Below are 19,573 nucleotides of genomic sequence, written 5' to 3' on the forward strand. Positions count from 1 at the left end.
GCGATGTACACCTACTACGAGAACCGGCCGACCTTGAAGCACTGAGCGCCTCGGCCGCTCACTCCCCGTGCGTGCGCCACCACACGCTGCCCGAGTCAGGTCAGGAGTGGTGGGCGAGGACCTGGGCGGCGAAGGCCTCGTTGAGCTCGATCACCGAAATGAGTAGCCAATGCGCGAAGACATCGAGTTCGACGCTGAGGGCGTGACCCTGCGTGGCTGGTTCTACAAGCCCGAAGGCGTGTCCGGCGAAGCGCCCTGCATCATCTTGACCCACGGATTCTCGTGCACAAAGGAAATGGGTCTGGAGCCCTTCGCTGACGCCTTCAGCGCCGCGGGATTTGCATGCGTGGTCTACGACCACCGTGGGTTCGGCGCTTCGGACACGGCGCCGGGCAAGCCGCGACAGGAGATCGACCCGTGGGACCAGGTCCATGACGTCCAGCATGCGATCACCTACGCGCAGGGCCGGTCTGACGTCGACGCCACGCGGATCGGGGTGTGGGGTTCCAGCTATGCGGGCGGCAACGCGTTCGTGGTCGCTGCGATCGACCGGCGTGTCAAGGCCGTGTGCGGCCAGGTGCCGGCTGTCGCCGGACGACGAACCTTCGAGACAGGCGTGCCCAAGGAGTTCTGGCAGGCCGCCTGGGACGGGCAGGCAGCCGATCGCCTCGCACGGGCGCGGGGCGAAGCGCCTGCGATGATTCCCGTGGTCACCGCGGACCCGACGCAGCCGGCCGTCATGCCGACGCCCGATGCCTACGCGTTCTTCTCGGCCTATGAGGGGACCGCGTGGCGCAACGAGGTCACGCTGCGCTCGACCGAGCTGGGCTACGAGGCCGGCGAGTTCCTCAAGTTCGTCGCTCCCACGCCGCTGCTCATGGTGGTCGCCGAGGAGGACAACATCGTGACGCCCGCCAAGTGGGCCAAGGAGGCTTACGAGACCGCGTCGGAGCCCAAGAGCCTCGTCACGATCCCGGGCGGTCACTTCGACGCGTACACCGGTGAAAGCTTCGAGCTCTCGTCGGGTGCGGCACGTGACTTCTTCCTCGAGCACCTCGCCGGTGAGGCCCCGTCGGCCTGACGTGGTCCGGGTGGGGCCGCCGCTTAGGTCCGAGGACAGGCCAGCGACATTCATGTACATCTACGAAGGAGAGCTCTTCACATGAGCACACTTGCAGGAGACCTGGCGCGAGCGTTGGGAGATGTCGACGCGATGCAGGCGCTGTATGCCGACGACATCGCCTGGACGCTGCCTTCCACGCTGGGCCGGATCGGCGGCACCCACCAAGGCAAGGATGCGGTCATCGCGTTCAACAAGATCTCTCTGGCGGCCTATGAAAAGGCGGGCACCCACGCCGAGATCCACGAGGAGTTCGACGCCGACGGAGGCAGGAGCATCGCCCGTATGCGGGTGCGGTCGACCGTGAAGTCGACCGGCGAGGGCTACGACAACGAGTACGTGCTCATCGTGCGGGGCGTTGACGGCAAGATCATCGAGGTCAACGAGTACCTCGACACCCTCAAGACCATGCATTACGACGGTCTGCGACGCTTCCTCCCCGCGATCGACGGGGTCGAGCTCCGATGACCGTGACTGATCGCAGGTGGCGTGTCGCCGCCATGCCGGACGAGCAGCTCGACAGCTCCCATTTCGAGCTGGTGCCGGCGGACCGGCCCGAGGTGTCCGACGGGGAGGTCGGCTGCCGGGTGCTGTGGATCTCGATCGACGCGGCGCAGCGCGCGTGGTTCCAGGGCGTCTCGTACCGCGGTGCCCTCAACATCGGCGACACGATGCCCGCGTTCTGTATCGGGCAAGTGGTCGAGAGCCGTTCTGACGACTTCGCACCCGGCGACATCGTCACCGGTCACCTGGGTTGGCAGGACTACGGCGTCGTCGACGCGGAAGAGCTGACTGGGATCGAGGTCAAGGCGCCGCTGTCGCGCTACCTGAGCGTGCTGGGCATCACGGGCATCACGGCGTACTTCGGTCTGTTCGACGTCGGAGACGTCAAGTCCGGAGAAACCGTCGTCGTCTCTGGAGCTGCCGGGGCGACGGGCAGCCTCGTCGGCCAGATGGCCAAGCTGCGCGGTTGCCGTGTCGTCGGCATCTGTGGGAGCGCCGAGAAGCAGGAGTGGCTCACCTCGAAGCTCGGGTTCGACGCAGCGGTCAACTACCGCGACGAGAACTTCCGGACGGCCCTGAAAGAGGCGTGCCCCGACGGCATCGATGTTTTCTTCGACAATGTCGGTGGTACGACGCTCGACACGGCCCTCGGCAGGATGGCCTACCGGGGGCGCGTCGTTTGCTGCGGCGTGGTCTCGCAGTACGACACGACCACGCCGTCGCGCGGTGCACGGGGCGTGCCTGGGGTCCTCATCGGCAAGAGCATCACGATGCGCGGCTTCCTCTACACCGACTACTCCGACCGGTTCGACGAGGCGCTGCAGGCGCTGCAGGGCTGGATCGAGCAGGGCTCGCTGACCGTCGCCGAAGACATCCTCGAGGGCCTGGAGAAGGCGCCTGAAGGTTTGATCGGCGTCCTGAACGGGACGAACGTCGGCAAGCGCATGATCCATGTGGCCGATCCGTCGTGATGCGAGCCGCGCAGCGAATGACACAGGAATGGGTGCTGGTTTGAAGATTCGAGGTGCTGTTCTCGAAAGTCGGGGGGCGTCGCGTCCGTTTGCGGACTCACGCCCCATCCAAGTGAGTTCCCTCGAGCTCGACGATCCTCGCGATGGCGAGCTGCTCGTCCGGATCGAGGCGGCCGGACTGTGCCACTCAGACCTTTCAGTGGTTGACGGCAACCGGCCTCGCCCGACGCCCATGCTGCTGGGCCACGAAGCCGCCGGGATAGTGGCCTCGCTGGGTGCAGGGGTGACCGACCTGACCATCGGACAACGCGTGGTGATGACGTTCCTACCGCGTTGTGGCTCGTGTCGCGGATGCGCTACCGGTGGCCTGGCACCTTGCGAGCCGGGCAGCGTCGCGAACGGTGCAGGCGCCCTTCTCAGTGGCGCCGTACGGCTTCATCGCGATGGTGTGCCCGTCCACCATCACCTGGGCGTGTCCGGCTTCGCCAGCCACGCGGTGGTGAGTCGCGCATCGGTGGTGCCTGTCGATGACGATGTCCCGCCGGACGTCGCAGCGGTGCTGGGATGCGCCGTGCTCACCGGTGGTGGTGCGGTGATCAACCAGGGTGATCTCGAGGCCGGCGACAGCGTTGCTGTGGTGGGCCTGGGTGGCGTCGGCATGGCGGCGCTCATCACCGCTCTCGCGCATGAGGACGTGACCGTCTACGCCGTCGATACCCTCAGCGAGAAGCGTGAACGCGCTCTCGAGCTGGGCGCCCACGAAGCGCTGCATCCCGAGGAAGCGGTTAGCCGGGGCCTCAAGGCTCGAGTGGTGATCGAGGCGGTGGGCCACGTCGCTGCCCTCGAGAGCGCCCTTGCTCTGACCGCTCCCGGTGGGCGGACCGTCACCGTCGGACTACCGGCTCCTGATGCGCGGCTGAGCATCTCCCCTCTTCACCTGGTGGCGGAGGGACGCACCCTCATCGGCAGCTACCTGGGCTCCGCGCTTCCGTCGCGCGACATCCCCGTCTTCGTGGACATGTGGCGCAGGGGAGTCCTTCCCATCGAGGCGTTGATCTCCTCCTCGATCAACCTCGAGGACATCAACGCCGGGATGGACATGCTCGCCGACGGCCATGCAGTACGCCAGATCATCAAGTTCGACGAAGGTGAGCCCGAATGACGCAGCACCAACTCATCCGCTCGCTCGAGACCAGGCTCTACATCGATGGCGTCTGGACCGAGTCTCAGGGCCGCGGCTCCTTCGACGTGGAAGACCCCTCGACCGGTGAGATCCTGACCACCGTTGCAGACGCCAGCCCTGAAGACGGCGTCGCGGCCCTCGAGGCCGCTGCGCGCGCGCAGGCCTCATGGGCGGCAACCCCGCCCCGAGTCCGCGGAGATATATTGCGCCGAGCCTTTGACTCCGTGACCGCCAGGGCCGAGGACTTCGCGACGCTGATGACCCTGGAGATGGGCAAGCCCATCGCAGAGGCCCGCACAGAGGTCACCTATGGCGCTGAGTTCCTGCGCTGGTTCTCCGAGGAGGCCGTGAGGATCTCCGGGCGCTACTCCACGGCCCCGGACGGTAAGACTCGCTTGCTGGTCCACAAGCGCCCGGTCGGTCCATGCCTGCTCATCACTCCGTGGAATTTTCCGCTGGCGATGGTGACGCGCAAGGTCGGACCGGCGATCGCGGCTGGATGCACGATGGTCCTGAAGCCGCCGAGTCTCACCCCGCTCACCTCGCTCCTGCTGACTCAGGTGTTGCACGACGCAGGACTTCCACCAGGCGTGCTCAACGTCGTCCCGACCGCTGGTTCAGCCCGGTTGACGGAGCGGCTGCTCGCTGACGGGCGCCTCCGGAAGCTCTCCTTCACCGGATCGACCGAGGTCGGGCGGAGCCTGCTGCGACTGGGCGCCAACTCGGTTCTGCGGTGCTCGATGGAACTCGGCGGGAACGCTCCGTTTCTGGTTTTCGAGGACGCGGTCCTCGAGAACGCGGTCGAGGGGGCGATGCTCGCCAAGCTCCGCAACATGGGCGAGGCGTGCACCGCAGCGAACCGGTTCATCGTCCACGAGTCGATCGCGGCTGACTTCAGCGGCAGGCTCGCGGAGGCGATGGGACGGCTCACGGTCGGATCCGGTCTGGATCCGGAGTCGGCGATTGGCCCGCTCATCGACGAGAAGAGCCGCGGCAAGGTTGACGCGTTGGTTCAGGATGCAGTCAACCGTGGTGCCACGCTCCGGACCGGTGGTAAGTCGATCGATCAGCCCGGCTACTTCTATCCACCCACCGTGGTCGACGGCATTCCGCCGGACGCAGACATCTTGCGGGAGGAGATCTTCGGGCCGGTGGCACCCATCGTCACCTTCGCCACGGAGGAGGAGGCGATCGCCCTGGCCAATGACACGGAGTACGGCCTGGCTGGCTACGCCTATACCCGCGACCTCGAGCGCGTCCTCAGGCTCACCGAAGCCATCGAGGTCGGGATGTTGGGGATCAACACGGGTGTGGTGTCCAACCCGGCAGCCCCCTTCGGCGGAGTCAAGCAATCGGGACTCGGGCGCGAAGGCGGCCTCGAGGGCATCGAGGAATACCTGGAGACGCGTTACGTGGGTCTCGCTGGAGCAATCTGACCATGCCTGCTGACACCCTGAACCCGCTCTCCGACCGTGCGTTGGCTTCCGCGTTGGCGTCACCGCTCGACTTCCCGGTCCTGTGGCCGGTCACGACCCGTTGGGCCGACAACGACATGTTCGGTCACCTCAACAACGCGGTCTACTACCAGCTGTTCGACACGGCCATCAACGGGTGGATATCGACCGAGCTCGATCTCGATCCGATGGCCACCGGCACGACGGCAGTGGTCGCGGAATCGGGCTGCAGGTTCCTCTCCGAGGTCCGGTTCCCGTCGCCCCTCACCGTGGGCCTCGCCGTGACGCGGCTGGGCCGCTCCAGCGTGACGTACCAGCTCGGCCTCATCGACAGTCCAGAGGACGACGACGAGGTACGACGGCCCACGGTTGCGGCCGTCGGCCACTGGGTCCACGTGTACGTCGATCGGGTCAAGGGCACGCCCGTCTCGATCCCCTCGGACGTTTGGGCGCTGCTGGCGACGGCCGGACGCTGACCGAAGCACTGACGCCCGGTGACACCTGCTCCATGTCTTCGCCGTCAAAAACAAGCAAGCACTAGCCATCGTAGGAAAGGCCGCACCAATGCCTGAAGCCGTAATCGTTTCCACCGCCCGCTCGCCGATCGGCCGGGCCGGCAAGGGGTCTCTGAAGGACATGCGTCCTGACGACCTCGCCGTCCAGATGGTCCAGGCAGCTCTGGCCAAGGTGCCTGAGCTCGACCCGGCCGACGTGGTCGACCTCGTCCTCGGCGTGGGTCAGCCGGCGGGGGAGTCGGGCAACAACCTCGGCCGTGCCGTCGCGGTGCTCAGTGGGATGGACCACCTGCCCGGCGTCACCGTCAACCGGTACTGCTCGAGCAGCCTGCAGACCACGCGAATGGCCTTCCACGCGATCAAGGCGGGTGAGGGCCACGCCTACATCTCGGCCGGCGTCGAGACTGTCAGCCGGTATTCCAACGGCTGGGCGGACGACCCCGTGGGGCAGAACCCTGATTTCGCCGACGCACAGGCGGTGGCCGACAAGCGGGCGAGCGGAGATGCGGAGACGTGGGTCGACCCGCGGACCGCGGGCGAGCTGCCTGACCTGTACATCGCGATGGGCCAGACGGCGGAGAACGTGGCACAGGTGCTCGGCATGTCACGCCACGAGCAGGACGAGTTCGCGGTGCGTAGCCAGAACCTCGCCGTCCAGCGGATCGAGGAGGGCTTCTGGGCGCGCGAGATCACGCCGGTCACCTTGCCGGACGGGACCGTCATCTCAGCAGACGACGGCCCGCGTCCGGGCACGACGATCGAGGGCATCAGCCAGCTCAAGCCGGTCTTCCGGCCCGACGGCACGGTGACGGCGGGGAATGCGTGCCCGCTCAACGACGGTGCCGCCGCGCTGGTCGTCATGAGCGACACGAAGGCCAAGGAGCTGGGGCTCACGCCGCTGGCGCGGATCGTCTCTACGGGAGTCACCGGTCTCTCCCCGGAGGTCATGGGCCTCGGTCCGGTCGAGGCGATCCCGGCCGCGCTGCGAAGTGCTGGGATGGGGCTGTCCGACATCGACCTGTTCGAGATCAACGAGGCGTTCGCCGTCCAGTCGCTCGGATCTGCGCAGCAGCTGGGCATCCCGCTCGACAAGCTCAACGTCAACGGGGGCGCGATCGCAGTCGGCCACCCGTTCGGCATGACCGGCGCCCGCATCGCCACCACGCTCATCAACTCGCTGCAGTGGCACGACAAGCAGTACGGCGTTGAGTCCATGTGCGTCGGCGGCGGCATGGGCATGGCCATGGTCATCGAGCGACTGAGCTGAAAGGAAAGTAGATGAGCAAGCGTTTCGAGGGCAAGACGGCAGTCGTCACCGGGGCGAGCCGGGGAATCGGGCTCGCCATCGCCGAGCGGCTGGTTGCCGACGGTGCTCGCGTGGTGATCACCGCGCGCAAGAAGGAGGCTCTGGACGAGGCCGTCGTCCAGCTCGGCGGGCCGGAAGTGGCGCTCGCCGTCGCGGGCCGAGCCGACGATCCGGACCACCAGGCCGACGTGGTCCGGCAGGCGATCGAGACCTTCGGCAGTATCGATTTCCTGGTCAACAACACGGGGATCAACCCGGTGTACGGCCCGATCGTCGACCTCGACCTGGCGGCCGCTCGCAAGATCGTCGAGGTCAACTGCATCGCCGCGGTCTCGTGGGTCCAGCAGGTCCATCGGGCGTGGATGAAGGAGCACGGCGGCGCGATCGTCAACGTCTCCTCGCTCTCCAGCATCCGCACGGCGCCGGGCATCGGGTTCTATGGCGCCAGCAAGGCGATGCTGAACTCGCTCACCGAGCTGATGGCGGTCGAACTCGGCCCGGACGTCCGGGTCAACGGCGTCGCGCCGGGAGTGGTGAAGACGCGGTTCGCCACCAAGCTGTACGAGGGCCGCGAGGACGAGATCACCGCGGCGTACCCGCTCAAGCGGCTCGGTGTGCCGGAGGACATCGGGAGCATCGTGGCTCACCTGCTCTCCGACGATGCCGCATGGCTCACCGGGCAGACCGTCGTCGTCGATGGCGGCCTCAGCCTCCAAGCCGCGGAGGAGTGAGCAGGTGCGGGAAATCGATGCGGTCCTCTTCGACTACGGCGGTGTGCTCACCGGTCCGGTGAAGGACTCGATCGCGGCCTGGCTGGCCGCGGACGCGATCGAGCCCGAGTCCTTCTCGCGTACGTTGCGTGCGTGGCTGTCCCGCGACGCCGAGGACGGTACGCCGGTCCACCGGCTGGAGAAGGGGGAGCTCGCCATCCCGGAGTTCGAGGCCCTGTTTGCGGCCGAGCTGCGGACGGTCGACGGTCGCGCAGTCGTCCCGGAGGGGATCCTCGGCCGGCTCTTCGCGGGTATGAAGCCCGACGCCACGATGTTCGCGCTGGTCGAGGAGCTGCGCGCGACGGGCACCAGGGTCGGCCTGCTCTCCAACAGCTGGGGGAACACCTACCCTCGCGCGCGGATCGACACACTGCTCGACCCGGTCGTGATCTCCGGTGAGGTGGGGCTGCGCAAGCCTGACGCTGCCATCTACGAGCTGGCCCTGGACCGGCTTGGCGTACCCGCCGACCGGGTGCTCTTCATCGACGACGCCGATCCCAACCTCCTGGGCGCTCGGGCGTCAGGCCTGCGGGCCCTGCTTCACGTCGACCATCCGTCGACCCGGTCCGCTCTGGCTGAGCTGGTCCCTGAACTCAAATCCCATTCTCAAGGAGTCACCGCATGATCAACACGACACGGACTGCCATCGTGACCGGATCCGCCCGCGGCATCGGCGCCGGAGTCGCGCAGCGCCTCGCCGCCGACGGTCTCGCCGTCGCCGTCCTCGATCTCGACGAGGCCGCCTGTAAGGCCGTCGTGGCGGAGATCGAAGCCGCTGGCGGTCGGGCGATCGCGGTCGGCGTCGACGTCGCCGACGAGGATGCGGTCCAGGCCGCAGTCCTGCGGGTCGCCGCCGAGCTGGGTGAGCCGACCGTCCTGGTCAACAACGCGGGCATCATCCGCGACAACCTGCTGTTCAAGATGACCGCGACCGACTGGGATTCGGTGATCAACGTCCACCTGCGTGGTGCCTTCCTCATGACCCGCGCCGTGCAGGGCTACATGACCAAGGCGAGCTGGGGTCGTGTCGTGAACCTGTCCAGCACCTCCGCGCTCGGCAACCGCGGCCAGGCCAACTACTCCGCAGCCAAGGCCGGGATCCAGGGTTTCACCAAGACACTGGCCATCGAGCTGGGCAAGTACGGCGTGACCGCGAACGCCATCGCGCCGGGGTTCATCGAGACCGAGATGACCATGGCCACCGCCGAGCGGATGGGCGTGCCCTTCGACGACTTCAAGGCATTCGTGGTCAAGGAAATCCCCGTCGGGCGCGGCGGCCTGCCCGCCGATATCGCGCACGCGGTGTCGTTCTTCGCCAGCGAAGGCGCGGGCTTCGTTTCGGGTCAGGTGCTCTACGTCGCCGGGGGCCCGAAGGCATGAGAGTCTTCGACGGCGTCGCCGACCTCGAGAAGGCTGTCGGCACGCACCTCGGTCACTCCGAGTGGCACACGATCGACCAGGACCAGATCGACGCCTTCGCGGCGGCGACAGGCGATAGCCAGTGGATCCACGTCGACCCGCCGAAGGCGGCCGAGGGGCCGTTCGGATCGACCGTCGCGCACGGCTTCCTCACGCTGAGCTTGCTGCCGATCCTCACGTGGCAGATCTACAAGGTCGAGGGAGTCACGATGATCGTCAACTACGGGGCCGACAGGCTCCGGTTCCCCTCGCCGGTGCCCGTGGGCTCGCGGGTGCGGGCTGGGATCGAACTGACCGGCGTCAACCCGATCGCGCTCGGCTACCAGGTCGCGACCCGGACTACCATCGATTGCGAGGGCAGTGACAAGCCTGCCTGCGTCGTCGACATGCTCGCGGCGGTGATGCCATGATGACGACACCCGAAGCGCCTCCAGGGCTCGACCTCGACGTCCTCGGCGCGTGGTTCGCCGCCGAGCTTCCGAGCGCCGGCGATCAGCTCCAGGCGACCCTGATCGCTGGCGGCAGATCCAACCTGACGTACGTCGTCACCGACGGCACGCAGGAGTGGGTCGTCCGACGGCCGCCGCTGGGCCACGTGCTCGCGACTGCTCACGACATGGCCCGCGAGTACCGGGTCATGTCGGCGCTCCAGGACACCGGGGTGCCTGTGCCGAGGACCTTCGCGATGTGCACCGATCCCGCGGTGCTGGGCGCAGACTTCTACGTCATGGAGCGGTGCGCCGGTACGCCGTACCGCTACGCGCCCGAGCTCGAGCTGCTCGGCCCCCAGCGAACCCGCAAGATCTCCGAACGCCTCGTCGACACTCTCGCCGCGCTGCACGCGGTCGAGCCGGCGTCGGTCGGTCTCGATGACTTCGGCCGCCCTGAGGGGTTCCTGGCTCGCCAGGTCGCGCGCTGGAAGAAGCAGCTCGACGCGTCGTACACCCGAGACCTTCCCGCTGCTGACGAGCTCCACCGGCGGCTCGCGGAATCAGTGCCGGCCGAGTCCGCTGCCGGCGTCGTGCACGGCGACTACCGGCTCGACAACGTCCTAGTCGACGACGCCGATCAGGTGACGGCCGTTCTCGACTGGGAGATGGCAACCCTCGGCGACCCGCTGACGGACCTGGCGTTGATGCTCGTCTACTTCCGTCTCGACGCGGAGACGGGTGACGGCAACGACTCTGCGAGGAACGTTTCGACCGCACCGGGCTTCCTCGACGAGCGTGCGGTCATCGAGCGGTACTCGCGCGGCAGCGAGCGTGACCTCTCCGGCTTCGGCTTCTACCTCGGCCTCGCGGCCTTCAAGCTCGCCGCGATCCTCGAGGGCATCCACTACCGCCATATCCACGGCCAGACCGTCGGTGACGGCTTCGACCGGATCGGCGAAACGATCCATCCGCTGCTGGACGCCGGTCTCAACGCGCTGAAGGAGAACGACTGATGGCACTCCTGTACGACGCTAACGGAGGCAAGCCATGATCACGGGCAAGACGGTCCTCCAGCGCAAGTTGCTGCCGGCCCTGGACTTCATGCTGCACGACTGGCTGAAGGTAGACGAGCTCACCAGCCGGCCGAGGTTCGAGGAGCACGGTCGTGAGACTTTCGATGAACTTCTCCAAGCCGCCTCCGAGGTCGCCGCGAACCGGTTCGAGCCTGCGTACCGCATCAGCGACGAGCAGGAGCCATACATGGCAGACGGAGGGGTGGTGACCCCGAAAGAGACCCACCTGGCGTTCGAGGCCTACCGGGACCTGGGCATCCTTGCGGCCAGTCACGACGTCGAGTTCGGCGGCATGCAACTGCCGCGCACGCTCGATCTGGCGTCGAGGGTCATATTCGGCGCGTCAGGCCACAACCTCGCACCTGCGATGCTGACCGACGCCAACGCCTCGTTGCTGTTGGAGCACGGCACCGAGACACAGAAGCGAGTGTTCGCCGTGCCAGAGCTGGAGTTCCGCTGGACAGGCACGATGTGCCTCTCCGAGTCGCAGGCGGGTTCCTCCCTCGCCGACATCACAACGAGTGCCGTGCCGGACGGCACGGGCCATGAGTCCGATCCTCTCGGCCCGCGCTACCGGATCACCGGCAACAAGATGTGGATCTCAGCGAGCGAGCACGACCTGACCGAGAACATCATCCATCTGGTGCTGGCGAAGATCCCCCGTGAAGACGGAACGGTCGATCCCAGCACCAAGGGCATCTCGCTCTTCATCGTTCCCAAGGTATTGGTGGACGAGGAGTCTCGCCTGCTCGAACGCAACGACGTCACGCTGGTCAGCCTCAACCACAAGGTCGGCCATCGAGGCACTCCCAACGCCGCACTCACCTTCGGCGATGGCACGCACGTCCCTCGCGGGAGCAAGGGTGCGATCGGCTATCTCGTGGGCCGACCCGGCGATGGCCTGCGCCAGATGTTCTACATGATGAACGCCGCGCGCATCGAGATCGGACTAGCCGCATCCTCGCTCGGTATGGCGGGCTACGCGACGGCCCTCGAATACGCCAAGGACCGCCGCCAGGGCCGACCCCGCGCAGCGACCGGCAAGGACTCATCGCAACCACAGGTCCCGATCATCGAGCACGCCGACGTCAAGCGCATGCTGCTCGCGCAGAAGGCGTACGCCGAGGGTGGCACTGCCTTGGCCCTCTACGCAGCCCGGCTACTCGACGACCAGTCGACCGGATCGCCCGCCGAGGCAGCGCGAGCCTCCGGGCTGCTCGAGATCCTGACCCCGATCGTGAAGAGCTGGCCGAGCGAATGGTGTCTGGAGGCGAACAGCCTCGCAATCCAAGTGCTCGGTGGTGCCGGGTACACGCGAGACTGGCCGGTGGAGATGTACTGGCGCGACCAGCGACTGAACATGATCCACGAAGGCACCCACGGCATCCAGGGGCTCGACCTGCTGGGTCGCAAGGTGCGTACGGATTCGGGTGCACATCTCGACGCGCTGGGGGGCGAGGTCAGGGAGACGATCGATGCAGCGGAGCAGGTCGGCCTGCGCGCAGAAGCGGGCGCGCTTGCCGGTGCCTGGGACGCGCTGTTGGATGCGACCGAGCAGGCGTGGGCAACCGGCGACCCGTCAGAGGCTCTCGCCAATGCGACTCCGTACCTCCAAGGCTTCGGGCACGTCGTGGCTGCCTGGATCCACCTCGACCTCGCTGTGGCTGCGACGCACAGCGATCACAGGGAGGCGCCCGGACGTATCGCAGCAATGAAGTACTTCTTCGCTTACGAACTGCCCCGCATCGGCGCCTGGCTCGACGTAGTGGCGCGAAGAGAAGCGCTGTGTCGTGATGTGAACCCCGACAGCTTGTGATGCGAGTCGACCACGAAGCGTACGCAGGGGAGGGGCCCAGAACGGGCGATCCGAAGGCCGTGGAGACGCTCCCGGAGCGGGTCCAAGTAACCGTAGAGAACGTGTTCTCTACCTCGACGACAACGAGAGGTTAGGCACGACATGCGTGCAACTATCAATGCTAATACTGCCGATGGAGGGGCGTTCGAACGAGCGCTGCGAGCGCGGACCGTATGTGAGGCTTTCCAGATCACCGCGGCCGCCCGGCCCGAGCAGGTTGCGCTGCGTACGTCCGACGGCCAGGTCACTTTGACCTATGGCGCTCTCGCCGAGCGGGTGCGCCGGGTCTCGGCTGGTCTGGCGGCGCTTGGTGTCGAACGCGGGGATGCCGTGGCCATCATGCTCACAAACCGTCCCGAGTTCCATGTGGTGGACCTCGCCGTTGCGCACCTGGGTGCTCAGGCATTCTCGGTCTACAACACGTCGGCGCTGGGTCAGATCGAGTACGTCTTCGTGGACGCCGGCAACAAGATCGTCATCACCGAGAGCGACTTCGTCGAGCGACTCACGGCTGTGCGCGATGGTGGTACGCCGATCGACCACCTCGTTGTGGTCGACGGCGAGCTGGAGGGCACGCTCAGCCTCGAGCAGATGGAGAAGCTCGGGGATCCGCAGTTCGACTTCGAGGCGACGTGGTCGGCTGTCAGCCCCGACGACATCCTCACGTTGATCTACACGTCCGGTACGACGGGTCCCCCCAAGGGTGTGCAGCTGTCACACGGCAACATGATGGCCGAGATCCGGGGTGTCCAGAAGGCGTTGCCCGTCACGCCTGGTGGGCGAACTGTCTCGTTCCTGCCTGCTGCGCACATCGGCGATCGTTGGAGCGGGCACTACTCACCACTGGCGGTCTGGGGATTCACGGTCACGTCGTGCGCGGATCCGCGCACATTGATGGAGGTCGTGAAACAGGTTCGTCCGACAGTCTTTCTGGCGGTGCCCCGCATCTGGGAGAAGGCGAAGGCCGGGCTCGAGGCAGACCTTGAATCACGGCCCGGCGTAGGCGGCAAGCTGATGCGCTGGGCGATGGACATCGGGATCAAGAATGCCCGCGTCGTGCAGGCAGACAAGCCTGTGCCTCCGGCGCTCCAGCTGCAGGCAAAGGTCGCATCAACGATCCTCGGATCGAGAATCCGCCGCGAGCTCGGGTTGGACGAGGCTGCTTGGTTCCTCACCGGATCGGCACCCACCCCTCCCGACGTGTTCGAGTTCTTCGCGGCCGCGGGGATTCCTATCGGCGAGATCTGGGCCATGAGCGAGACGTCCTGCCTCATGACCGTCAACCCGCCGGACCGCATCCGCGTGGGCACGGTCGGACTGCCGATCCCGGGAGTCGAGGTCAAGGTCGCTGACGACGGCGAGCTGCTCGCGCGGGGCGCGACCGTCATGAAGGGGTACCGCAACAAGCCCGAACAAACCTCCGAAGCGCTCGACGCCGACGGGTGGCTGCACACAGGTGACATCGGGGCGATCGGCGAGGACGGCTACGTGCGCCTCATCGACCGGAAGAAGGAGATCATCATCAACGCGGCCGGCAAGAACATGTCGCCCGCCAGCATCGAGAGCTGCTTGAAGTCCGCTAGCCCCTTCATCGGCCAGGCGGTGTGCATCGGTGACGGCCGGCCCTACAACGTCGCGCTGATCACGCTCGATCCTGACGGCGCCGGCGGGAGGTCGGTGGATGACCCGGTCACGATCGCCGAGGTCGCGGCCGGTGTGGAGCGTGCCAACAGTCAGCTGTCACGCGTGGAGCAGATCAAGAAGTTCAGTGTCGTCGCCAAGGAGTGGCTGCCCGGGAGCGAGGAACTCACGCCCACGATGAAGGTCAAGCGCAGAAGCGTCGTCACGAAGTACGCAGCGGAGATCGACGATCTCTACGCCAAGTAGCCCACCCTCGACCTGTGCCCGGACACGACGAGCCCGGCGTCCGGACTGACCCGCGGCGCTGGGCTGTGGGCTTGACGCGGCTGAACGTGTGTACGCGAGATCGTCTTCTGAAGGCCGCGGATGCGGCCGAGGGTCTCTAGGCCCGCCGCACCAGGAGCACGCAGAAACGGTCAAGCAACCTGGGCGCGGTCGGCCAAGAGGATCTTCGCGGTTTCGGCGACCCGCTGGCCCAGGTGCTCGGCCGTCGCCACGTCGGACTTGTGGACATGCTCCGGCCCCTCGTCGATGTCGGTCTGCGCGGCCGCGCCCAGGCTGACGCCCAGCCGGTTCAGGTCGTGATCGGAGGCGGCGGAGCTGTTCCAGCCGGGCAGCAAGCCGAGGTTGACCCAGTGCATGCCGAGTTGTGCGGCCAGGATCTGGAAGAACTGCAGCGTGTGTAGTTTGTCGCCGCTCTTGGAACCGGAGTTGGTGAATCCGGCGGCCAGCTTGTCCTTCCATGCCTGGGGTGGGAAAGCGCGGGGAGGTCGCCTCGGCGAAGGCGTGGAAGGCGCCGGAGGCCGTGCCCATGTAGGTTGGCGAGCCGAACACGATCGCGTCCGAGCCGTCGAGCAGGGTCCACTGCTCCCGGTGATCTCGTCCACCTTGATCAGGTGCGCCTGGGCCAGCTGGTGCGTGCGCAGGCGACCTGTTTCGAAATCGGCCGGGAGTGAGGCGCGCTGCTCGGCCGGGCTGATGCCACAGTCTAGGTCAGCGCGCGCATCTGGGGTTCGATGAGCAGAGCGGTTGCTCGGGTGTCCGTCGAATGCCAGCCGAGACGGCGAAGACATTGACATTGAAGTTGACGTCGGGTTCAATTAGTGAAACTGGCTGGTTTCCAGACCGCCTGACGCGGGACATGCCCTTCTCGGTGGCAGCACTTGCGCGCGGTCTCGCCATGCCGCACAGTGGCGATAGAGAAGCAGGGAGTGTGGCTATGGCCATCACGGCGTTGTATCCCATCGACCGGGCCGCGGGTCGGCGTGGGCTGTTGGAGGAGCGCGAAGAGCTCTGGACACAGACCATGCGCGAACGACTGGGCCCTGCGAGGATCCGGCTCTCTCGTGACGACTGCGGGGCCGGCAAGGTGCAGTCGGCCGACCTGGCGGACCTGTTGTTGACAGACTGGGACTGTCCGTCCTTCGACGGATACGTGTCACGAAGTGTTATGAAGGGAGAGTTCGACCGCGACGTCGTCGTGGTGATGGCGGGGTACGCCGGTGAGGAACGCCTTTCGTTCAACGAAACCGACGCGCTGTTGGGGCCGGGAGCACTTCTCATCGTGAACGGTGATGGGTTGCGTCGGGCCAGCTTCAGTGTGCGCCATAGCCTGCGAAAGCGCACCCTGGTGGTCCCTTGCAGCGCTCTGCGGGCGGCGGGAGGTGCCCTCGCGATCCCTAGTGCACTCTCGCTGGGCCCCGACCGTCCCCTGGTCAATATGTTCCATACCTTCTTGGGTCAGGTGTGGACGGGGCTTCCTGAGATGACTGCCATCGAGAGGGAGGCAGTACGGACGGCACTGATCACACTGCTCGCGGGCATCGTGCAGTCGGAGGGGACTGGCGTGAATGACCAGTCCGCCCTTCCGGCACTGCGGGCTCAGCTGGACCGATCGATCGCCGAGCGACTCAACGACGGCCCTATCCGTCTGGAGGACCTGGCGGCCGAGCACCGGGTCTCGACGCGTACTGTCCACCGGGCCTTTGAGCTCACCGGGGACACGATGAAGTCGGTGGTCCGCGCACAACGGGTAGCCGCCGTGCGGCAGGATCTGCTCAACACCAACCTGACCATCGCCGCGATCGCCCACCGGTGGAACTACTACGACGCCAGCCATCTTGGCCGAGAGTTCCGTCGTGTCTACGGTATTTCCGCTGGTGAGTATCGTCAGCACTACGCCGGTGATGCGGATGCGTCGATCCGATCGACGATCGATCACAGCGCACATGCTGCGCCGCAGGTGATGGAAGCGTCGTGATCGCGCCGAGCAACGGTGGCGTGCGTCTCTAGCTGTAGACACTGCATCATGGTGTCGAACGTGGGCGGGGGACCTGCTACTCGTGTGCCAATGCACGCAGCGCTTCGGGTGTGGCCGTACTGAACCCGAGGAACTCCAAGAGAGTCGGGATCTTCTCGGCGCTGGCCCCGCTGCCGTAGATGATGAATCGGTCGTCGCCCCAGCGGCATAGCTTTCGAGGCTTCGCCTTGGTCCCTTGGGCCCATAGCTCGTACGGCTTGTTGTCCAGGAGCCAGCCGTATACCTGTGATCTTCGGGGCTCTATGGCGTCGGACCTTCGCCGGTAGTGGCGGATTGGGGCGGCTGGGGGCGTCGATGACGGCGGCACCGGCGTCCCATGAGTGGCGCATCTGCTGCATCGTGTCGCCGGGTTGCTCGCATCGCGCCCTTCTGGGGCGCGAGCAGTTCGTCCTGGCGCACCTTGGCGACAACGTCAGGCCCGCGCCACCGTGCCCGCGATCAACGTGGCGACGGTGTTTTCCAGGGTGGCGCGAACGTCCAGGCGGAGCTCCGTCACGGTGGGGTCGGCTTCGTAGGCGGCGAGCACGCTGGCGGAGGGTCGGTAGTAGGGCGACAGGGTGCCGGCCAGGATCAGCGTCATCATGGCCACCGTCCGGGCGCCGTCGCCGACTTCGGGAACGTACTGGCGGATGAGGTCGGCCGTGGTCGCGATGGCGGCGAGGGCGGACCTCTTGTGCCGCAGCACGACGTCGACGGACACGTTGTGCTCCAGCACATTGGCCTGGACGTTCAAGATATCGAGCAGCACCCTCTGGCGTGCGAGGGACGCGCTGAGTACCGCGGCCACCTGGTCGCCGCGTTCACGCGCCGACAGGTGTGGGTCGACACCCTTGGCCAGTTCGTCCGGCACCTGCGCCAGCCATCTGTCCATGGCGTGCACGAGCAGTTCGAACAGCACCGCCTCACGGGACTCGAAATACCGCAGCACGTTCGACTTGGCCAGCCCGACCCGACGGCTCAGCTCATTGAGGCTCAGGTCGGCCACCGGCATCTCCTCGAGCATCGCCGTGGCCGTGTCCAGGATCGTCTGGCGCCGGATCTCTCGCTGCTCCTCGCTGCGTGCTCGCTGGAAGGTCATGCACCCCAGTTTACATACCAGCGGTCTCTTGACACCAGACCGTCAGTCTCTTACTGTCGAGGCCGTAAGAGACCAACGGTTTATAAGGAGATTGACATGAAATGGACCGAGCGTGACATCCCCGAGCAGAAGGGGCGGGTGGCGGTCGTGACCGGCGCCAACACCGGCCTGGGCTTTGAGACCGCCCGTGCTCTGGCGGAACGCGGGGCGACGGTGGTGCTGGCCGTGCGGGACGTCGAGAAGGGCAAGAAGGCGGCCGCCCGCATATCCGGCGACGTCACCGTGCAGGAGCTGGACCTGACGTCACTGGAGTCGGTCCGCACCGCGGCGGCCGACCTGCACGGCACGCACACGGGGATCGACCTGCTGATCAACAACGCCGGTGTGATGTACACGCCGAAGCAGACCACCCGCGACGGGTTCGAACTGCAGCTCGGCACCAATCACCTCGGGCACTTCGCGTTCACCGGGCTGGTGCTGGACCTGCTGCTACCCGTGCAGGGCTCGCGGGTGGTGACGGTCAGCAGCCTCGCCCACAACATGCGGGCCGCCATCCGCTTCGACGACCTGCAGTCGGAGGAGTCCTACGGCCGCGTCGCGGCATACGGGCAGTCCAAGCTGGCGAACCTGATGTTCACCTACGAACTGCAACGCCGCCTCGGCTCGCTCAACACCACGATCGCGGTGGCCGCACACCCGGGTCTGGCTGATACCGACCTCATGCGCAACCTCCCCGCCGTGATCCGGGTGATCGCACCCGTGATCGGGCCCTTGATGAGCCAGAAGCCGGAGATGGGCGCCCTGCCGACCCTACGCGCGGCGACCGACCCCGCAGTCCGCGGCAGCCAGTACTACGGCCCCGACGGCATGGGCCAGACCCGAGGACACCCGAAGGTCGTCAAGTCCAGCGCGCAGTCCCACGACCGGACCGTCCAGCAACGCCTGTGGACGGTCTCCGAGGACCTCACCGGCGTGACGTTCCCGGTCTAAGCGCTGTCCCGTAAATGCGGAAGCCGCCGTCCGCGATGACCGTTGTCTTGGCGACGGCGTCCTTTGTGCCGGACAGTTCCCACGCTCAGCCCGCCCGAGCACGATCGCCGCGTCGAGTCGTGCCTGCTCGGCCTCTGCGACGTCGATGAACGGGTCGACGTCTGGGAGACCGGTTCTGCGGTCGGGGTTCACTGTCGGGGCTCAAGCGATCAAAACATTCCTTGCAGTTAAAAACTCAAACAATCATGGAGAATCCCTGATGAACATGCTTTTGTGGGTCCTTGCGGGCGTGCTCGCGGCGATATTTCTGGCCGCCGGTCTGAGGACGGTGCTCCAGCCGAAGGAGAAGCTGGCTGCAGCCGGCATGGGCTGGGTCGTGGGCGTCAATCCCGTCGCCGTCAAGGCGCTCGGGGCTTTGGAGGTGCTGGCCGCGGTCGGTCTGACCCTGCCCGCACTCGTGGACATCGCTCCCATTCTGGTGCCGCTGGCCGCGACCGGCTTGATCGCGCTCATGGTCGGTGCCGCGATCACCCATGCCCGCCAGAGGGAAACCCCGATGATCGTGCTCAATCTGGTGCTGCTGGCGATGGCCGCAGTCGTGGCGTGGGGACGATTCGGCCCGCATTCCTTCTGAATGCGTCTGCCTGTCGAATCCAGCTATGCCATCCCGGTCCGATGTCGGAGGAGCGTGGGCCATCCGGTCGCGCGCCCGAGGCGAAGGGACGGCTCAATGACCGAGTGAGTTCAGGGGAGGGCCCTAACGTCACGGCTCGCCGGGCCGCGCCGAGGAGTGTAACTCTGGTTATGTTTGGTCGTTGGTCGGGCAGTGGGTACCTAAAGGAGACCCTCGCGAACAGGAAGGGAGCCGGCCCGGATGGGTGTAGACGTAAAGATCGAAGGGCTGACCAAGAGCTTTGGTAAGCAGCTCATCTGGAAAGACGTC

At 66.4% G+C, this 19,573-nt stretch carries 19 protein-coding genes and 1 pseudogene; 18 read left to right on the forward strand and 2 right to left on the reverse strand.

Annotation, left to right across the window (positions count from 1 at the left end):
• Positions 1 to 169: 169 nt before the first annotated feature.
• The 15 genes and pseudogenes from ABZZ22_RS24395 (at position 170) to ABZZ22_RS24465 (ending at position 14,488) form a co-directional block, all read left to right on the forward strand.
• A complete protein-coding gene (locus ABZZ22_RS24395; RefSeq protein ID WP_354937220.1) occupies positions 170 to 1,081 on the forward strand; it encodes an alpha/beta hydrolase in 912 nt (303 codons plus the stop codon).
• Between the two features lie 81 nt (positions 1,082 to 1,162).
• A complete protein-coding gene (locus ABZZ22_RS24400; protein ID WP_354937223.1) occupies positions 1,163 to 1,588 on the forward strand; it encodes a nuclear transport factor 2 family protein in 426 nt (141 codons plus the stop codon).
• Positions 1,585 to 2,595 carry an NADP-dependent oxidoreductase gene (locus tag ABZZ22_RS24405; RefSeq protein WP_354937226.1) on the forward strand — a complete coding sequence of 337 codons (1,011 nt, stop codon included), beginning with the start codon at positions 1,585 to 1,587 and terminating at the stop codon, positions 2,593 to 2,595. Before ABZZ22_RS24400 ends, ABZZ22_RS24405 begins: the two co-directional genes overlap by 4 nt.
• Before the next feature lie 28 nt (positions 2,596 to 2,623).
• A pseudogene (locus ABZZ22_RS24410) lies at positions 2,624 to 2,983 on the forward strand (alcohol dehydrogenase catalytic domain-containing protein); the annotation flags it as partial.
• Positions 2,984 to 3,094: 111 nt separating this feature from the next.
• The gene (locus ABZZ22_RS24415) at positions 3,095 to 3,757 is read left to right on the forward strand and encodes a zinc-binding dehydrogenase (RefSeq protein ID WP_354937273.1); all 663 of its coding nucleotides are present in this window, start codon (positions 3,095 to 3,097) and stop codon (positions 3,755 to 3,757) included.
• Entirely contained in the window at positions 3,754 to 5,214 is a 1,461-nt protein-coding gene (locus ABZZ22_RS24420; protein WP_354937229.1) for an NAD-dependent succinate-semialdehyde dehydrogenase, read from the forward strand. Before ABZZ22_RS24415 ends, ABZZ22_RS24420 begins: the two co-directional genes overlap by 4 nt.
• Positions 5,215 to 5,216: 2 nt before the next feature.
• Positions 5,217 to 5,708, forward strand: coding sequence for a thioesterase family protein (locus ABZZ22_RS24425; RefSeq protein ID WP_354937232.1), 492 nt, complete (start codon positions 5,217 to 5,219; stop codon positions 5,706 to 5,708).
• Positions 5,709 to 5,796: 88 nt separating this feature from the next.
• Entirely contained in the window at positions 5,797 to 7,014 is a 1,218-nt protein-coding gene (locus ABZZ22_RS24430) for an acetyl-CoA C-acetyltransferase (protein WP_354937235.1), read from the forward strand.
• Between the two features lie 11 nt (positions 7,015 to 7,025).
• Positions 7,026 to 7,784, forward strand: coding sequence for an SDR family oxidoreductase (locus ABZZ22_RS24435; RefSeq protein WP_354937238.1), 759 nt, complete (start codon positions 7,026 to 7,028; stop codon positions 7,782 to 7,784).
• Between the two features lie 4 nt (positions 7,785 to 7,788).
• Positions 7,789 to 8,448: an HAD family phosphatase gene (locus tag ABZZ22_RS24440; RefSeq protein WP_354937241.1), complete on the forward strand. Its 660-nt coding sequence runs from the start codon at positions 7,789 to 7,791 to the stop codon at positions 8,446 to 8,448.
• Positions 8,445 to 9,203, forward strand: a complete 759-nt coding sequence (locus ABZZ22_RS24445; protein WP_354937244.1) for an SDR family oxidoreductase — start codon at positions 8,445 to 8,447, stop codon at positions 9,201 to 9,203. The genes ABZZ22_RS24440 and ABZZ22_RS24445 overlap by 4 nt, the downstream gene beginning before the upstream one ends.
• Positions 9,200 to 9,652, forward strand: coding sequence for a MaoC family dehydratase (locus ABZZ22_RS24450; protein ID WP_354937247.1), 453 nt, complete (start codon positions 9,200 to 9,202; stop codon positions 9,650 to 9,652). The genes ABZZ22_RS24445 and ABZZ22_RS24450 overlap by 4 nt, the downstream gene beginning before the upstream one ends.
• Complete coding sequence (locus ABZZ22_RS24455; RefSeq protein ID WP_354937250.1) at positions 9,652 to 10,686, forward strand: phosphotransferase family protein; 1,035 nt, start codon at positions 9,652 to 9,654, stop codon at positions 10,684 to 10,686. Before ABZZ22_RS24450 ends, ABZZ22_RS24455 begins: the two co-directional genes overlap by 1 nt.
• A 34-nt stretch (positions 10,687 to 10,720) precedes the next feature.
• The gene (locus ABZZ22_RS24460) at positions 10,721 to 12,562 is read left to right on the forward strand and encodes an acyl-CoA dehydrogenase (RefSeq protein WP_354937253.1); all 1,842 of its coding nucleotides are present in this window, start codon (positions 10,721 to 10,723) and stop codon (positions 12,560 to 12,562) included.
• Between the two features lie 141 nt (positions 12,563 to 12,703).
• Positions 12,704 to 14,488 carry a long-chain fatty acid--CoA ligase gene (locus tag ABZZ22_RS24465; protein ID WP_354937256.1) on the forward strand — a complete coding sequence of 595 codons (1,785 nt, stop codon included), beginning with the start codon at positions 12,704 to 12,706 and terminating at the stop codon, positions 14,486 to 14,488.
• A gap of 170 nt (positions 14,489 to 14,658) precedes the next feature.
• Here the strand turns inward: ABZZ22_RS24465 and ABZZ22_RS24470 are convergent, their stop codons facing one another.
• A complete protein-coding gene (locus ABZZ22_RS24470) occupies positions 14,659 to 15,129 on the reverse strand; it encodes a hypothetical protein (RefSeq protein WP_354937259.1) in 471 nt (156 codons plus the stop codon).
• Between the two features lie 332 nt (positions 15,130 to 15,461).
• Between ABZZ22_RS24470 and ABZZ22_RS24475 the strand changes: the two genes are divergently transcribed.
• A complete protein-coding gene (locus ABZZ22_RS24475; protein ID WP_354937262.1) occupies positions 15,462 to 16,502 on the forward strand; it encodes a helix-turn-helix transcriptional regulator in 1,041 nt (346 codons plus the stop codon).
• A 472-nt stretch (positions 16,503 to 16,974) separates the two neighbouring features.
• Here the strand turns inward: ABZZ22_RS24475 and ABZZ22_RS24480 are convergent, their stop codons facing one another.
• A complete protein-coding gene (locus ABZZ22_RS24480) occupies positions 16,975 to 17,640 on the reverse strand; it encodes a TetR family transcriptional regulator (RefSeq protein WP_354937265.1) in 666 nt (221 codons plus the stop codon).
• A 96-nt stretch (positions 17,641 to 17,736) separates the two neighbouring features.
• Between ABZZ22_RS24480 and ABZZ22_RS24485 the strand changes: the two genes are divergently transcribed.
• A complete protein-coding gene (locus ABZZ22_RS24485; protein ID WP_354937268.1) occupies positions 17,737 to 18,630 on the forward strand; it encodes an SDR family NAD(P)-dependent oxidoreductase in 894 nt (297 codons plus the stop codon).
• A gap of 259 nt (positions 18,631 to 18,889) precedes the next feature.
• Positions 18,890 to 19,264, forward strand: a complete 375-nt coding sequence (locus ABZZ22_RS24490; RefSeq protein WP_354937271.1) for a DoxX family protein — start codon at positions 18,890 to 18,892, stop codon at positions 19,262 to 19,264.
• The last annotated feature ends 309 nt before the right edge of the window (positions 19,265 to 19,573 follow it).

The sequence above is a fragment of the Nocardioides sp. NPDC006273 genome (assembly GCF_040613495.1).
Taxonomy (GTDB): domain Bacteria; phylum Actinomycetota; class Actinomycetes; order Propionibacteriales; family Nocardioidaceae; genus Nocardioides.

What these genes read in the sequence shown, in the direction of transcription:
- ABZZ22_RS24435 (WP_354937238.1), top strand. Translation starts at nt 7,026, where the DNA reads ATGAGCAAGCGTTTCGAGGGCAAGACGGCAGTCGTCACCGGGGCGAGC.
- ABZZ22_RS24425 (WP_354937232.1), top strand. Translation starts at nt 5,217, where the DNA reads ATGCCTGCTGACACCCTGAACCCGCTCTCCGACCGTGCGTTGGCTTCC.
- ABZZ22_RS24445 (WP_354937244.1), top strand. Translation starts at nt 8,445, where the DNA reads ATGATCAACACGACACGGACTGCCATCGTGACCGGATCCGCCCGCGGC.
- ABZZ22_RS24460 (WP_354937253.1), top strand. Translation starts at nt 10,721, where the DNA reads ATGATCACGGGCAAGACGGTCCTCCAGCGCAAGTTGCTGCCGGCCCTG.
- ABZZ22_RS24475 (WP_354937262.1), top strand. Translation starts at nt 15,462, where the DNA reads ATGGCCATCACGGCGTTGTATCCCATCGACCGGGCCGCGGGTCGGCGT.
- ABZZ22_RS24465 (WP_354937256.1), top strand. Translation starts at nt 12,704, where the DNA reads ATGCGTGCAACTATCAATGCTAATACTGCCGATGGAGGGGCGTTCGAA.
- ABZZ22_RS24450 (WP_354937247.1), top strand. Translation starts at nt 9,200, where the DNA reads ATGAGAGTCTTCGACGGCGTCGCCGACCTCGAGAAGGCTGTCGGCACG.
- ABZZ22_RS24430 (WP_354937235.1), top strand. Translation starts at nt 5,797, where the DNA reads ATGCCTGAAGCCGTAATCGTTTCCACCGCCCGCTCGCCGATCGGCCGG.
- ABZZ22_RS24490 (WP_354937271.1), top strand. Translation starts at nt 18,890, where the DNA reads ATGAACATGCTTTTGTGGGTCCTTGCGGGCGTGCTCGCGGCGATATTT.
- ABZZ22_RS24420 (WP_354937229.1), top strand. Translation starts at nt 3,754, where the DNA reads ATGACGCAGCACCAACTCATCCGCTCGCTCGAGACCAGGCTCTACATC.
- ABZZ22_RS24400 (WP_354937223.1), top strand. Translation starts at nt 1,163, where the DNA reads ATGAGCACACTTGCAGGAGACCTGGCGCGAGCGTTGGGAGATGTCGAC.
- ABZZ22_RS24395 (WP_354937220.1), top strand. Translation starts at nt 170, where the DNA reads ATGCGCGAAGACATCGAGTTCGACGCTGAGGGCGTGACCCTGCGTGGC.
- ABZZ22_RS24480 (WP_354937265.1), bottom strand. Translation starts at nt 17,640, where the DNA reads ATGACCTTCCAGCGAGCACGCAGCGAGGAGCAGCGAGAGATCCGGCGC.
- ABZZ22_RS24485 (WP_354937268.1), top strand. Translation starts at nt 17,737, where the DNA reads ATGAAATGGACCGAGCGTGACATCCCCGAGCAGAAGGGGCGGGTGGCG.
- ABZZ22_RS24455 (WP_354937250.1), top strand. Translation starts at nt 9,652, where the DNA reads ATGACGACACCCGAAGCGCCTCCAGGGCTCGACCTCGACGTCCTCGGC.
- ABZZ22_RS24405 (WP_354937226.1), top strand. Translation starts at nt 1,585, where the DNA reads ATGACCGTGACTGATCGCAGGTGGCGTGTCGCCGCCATGCCGGACGAG.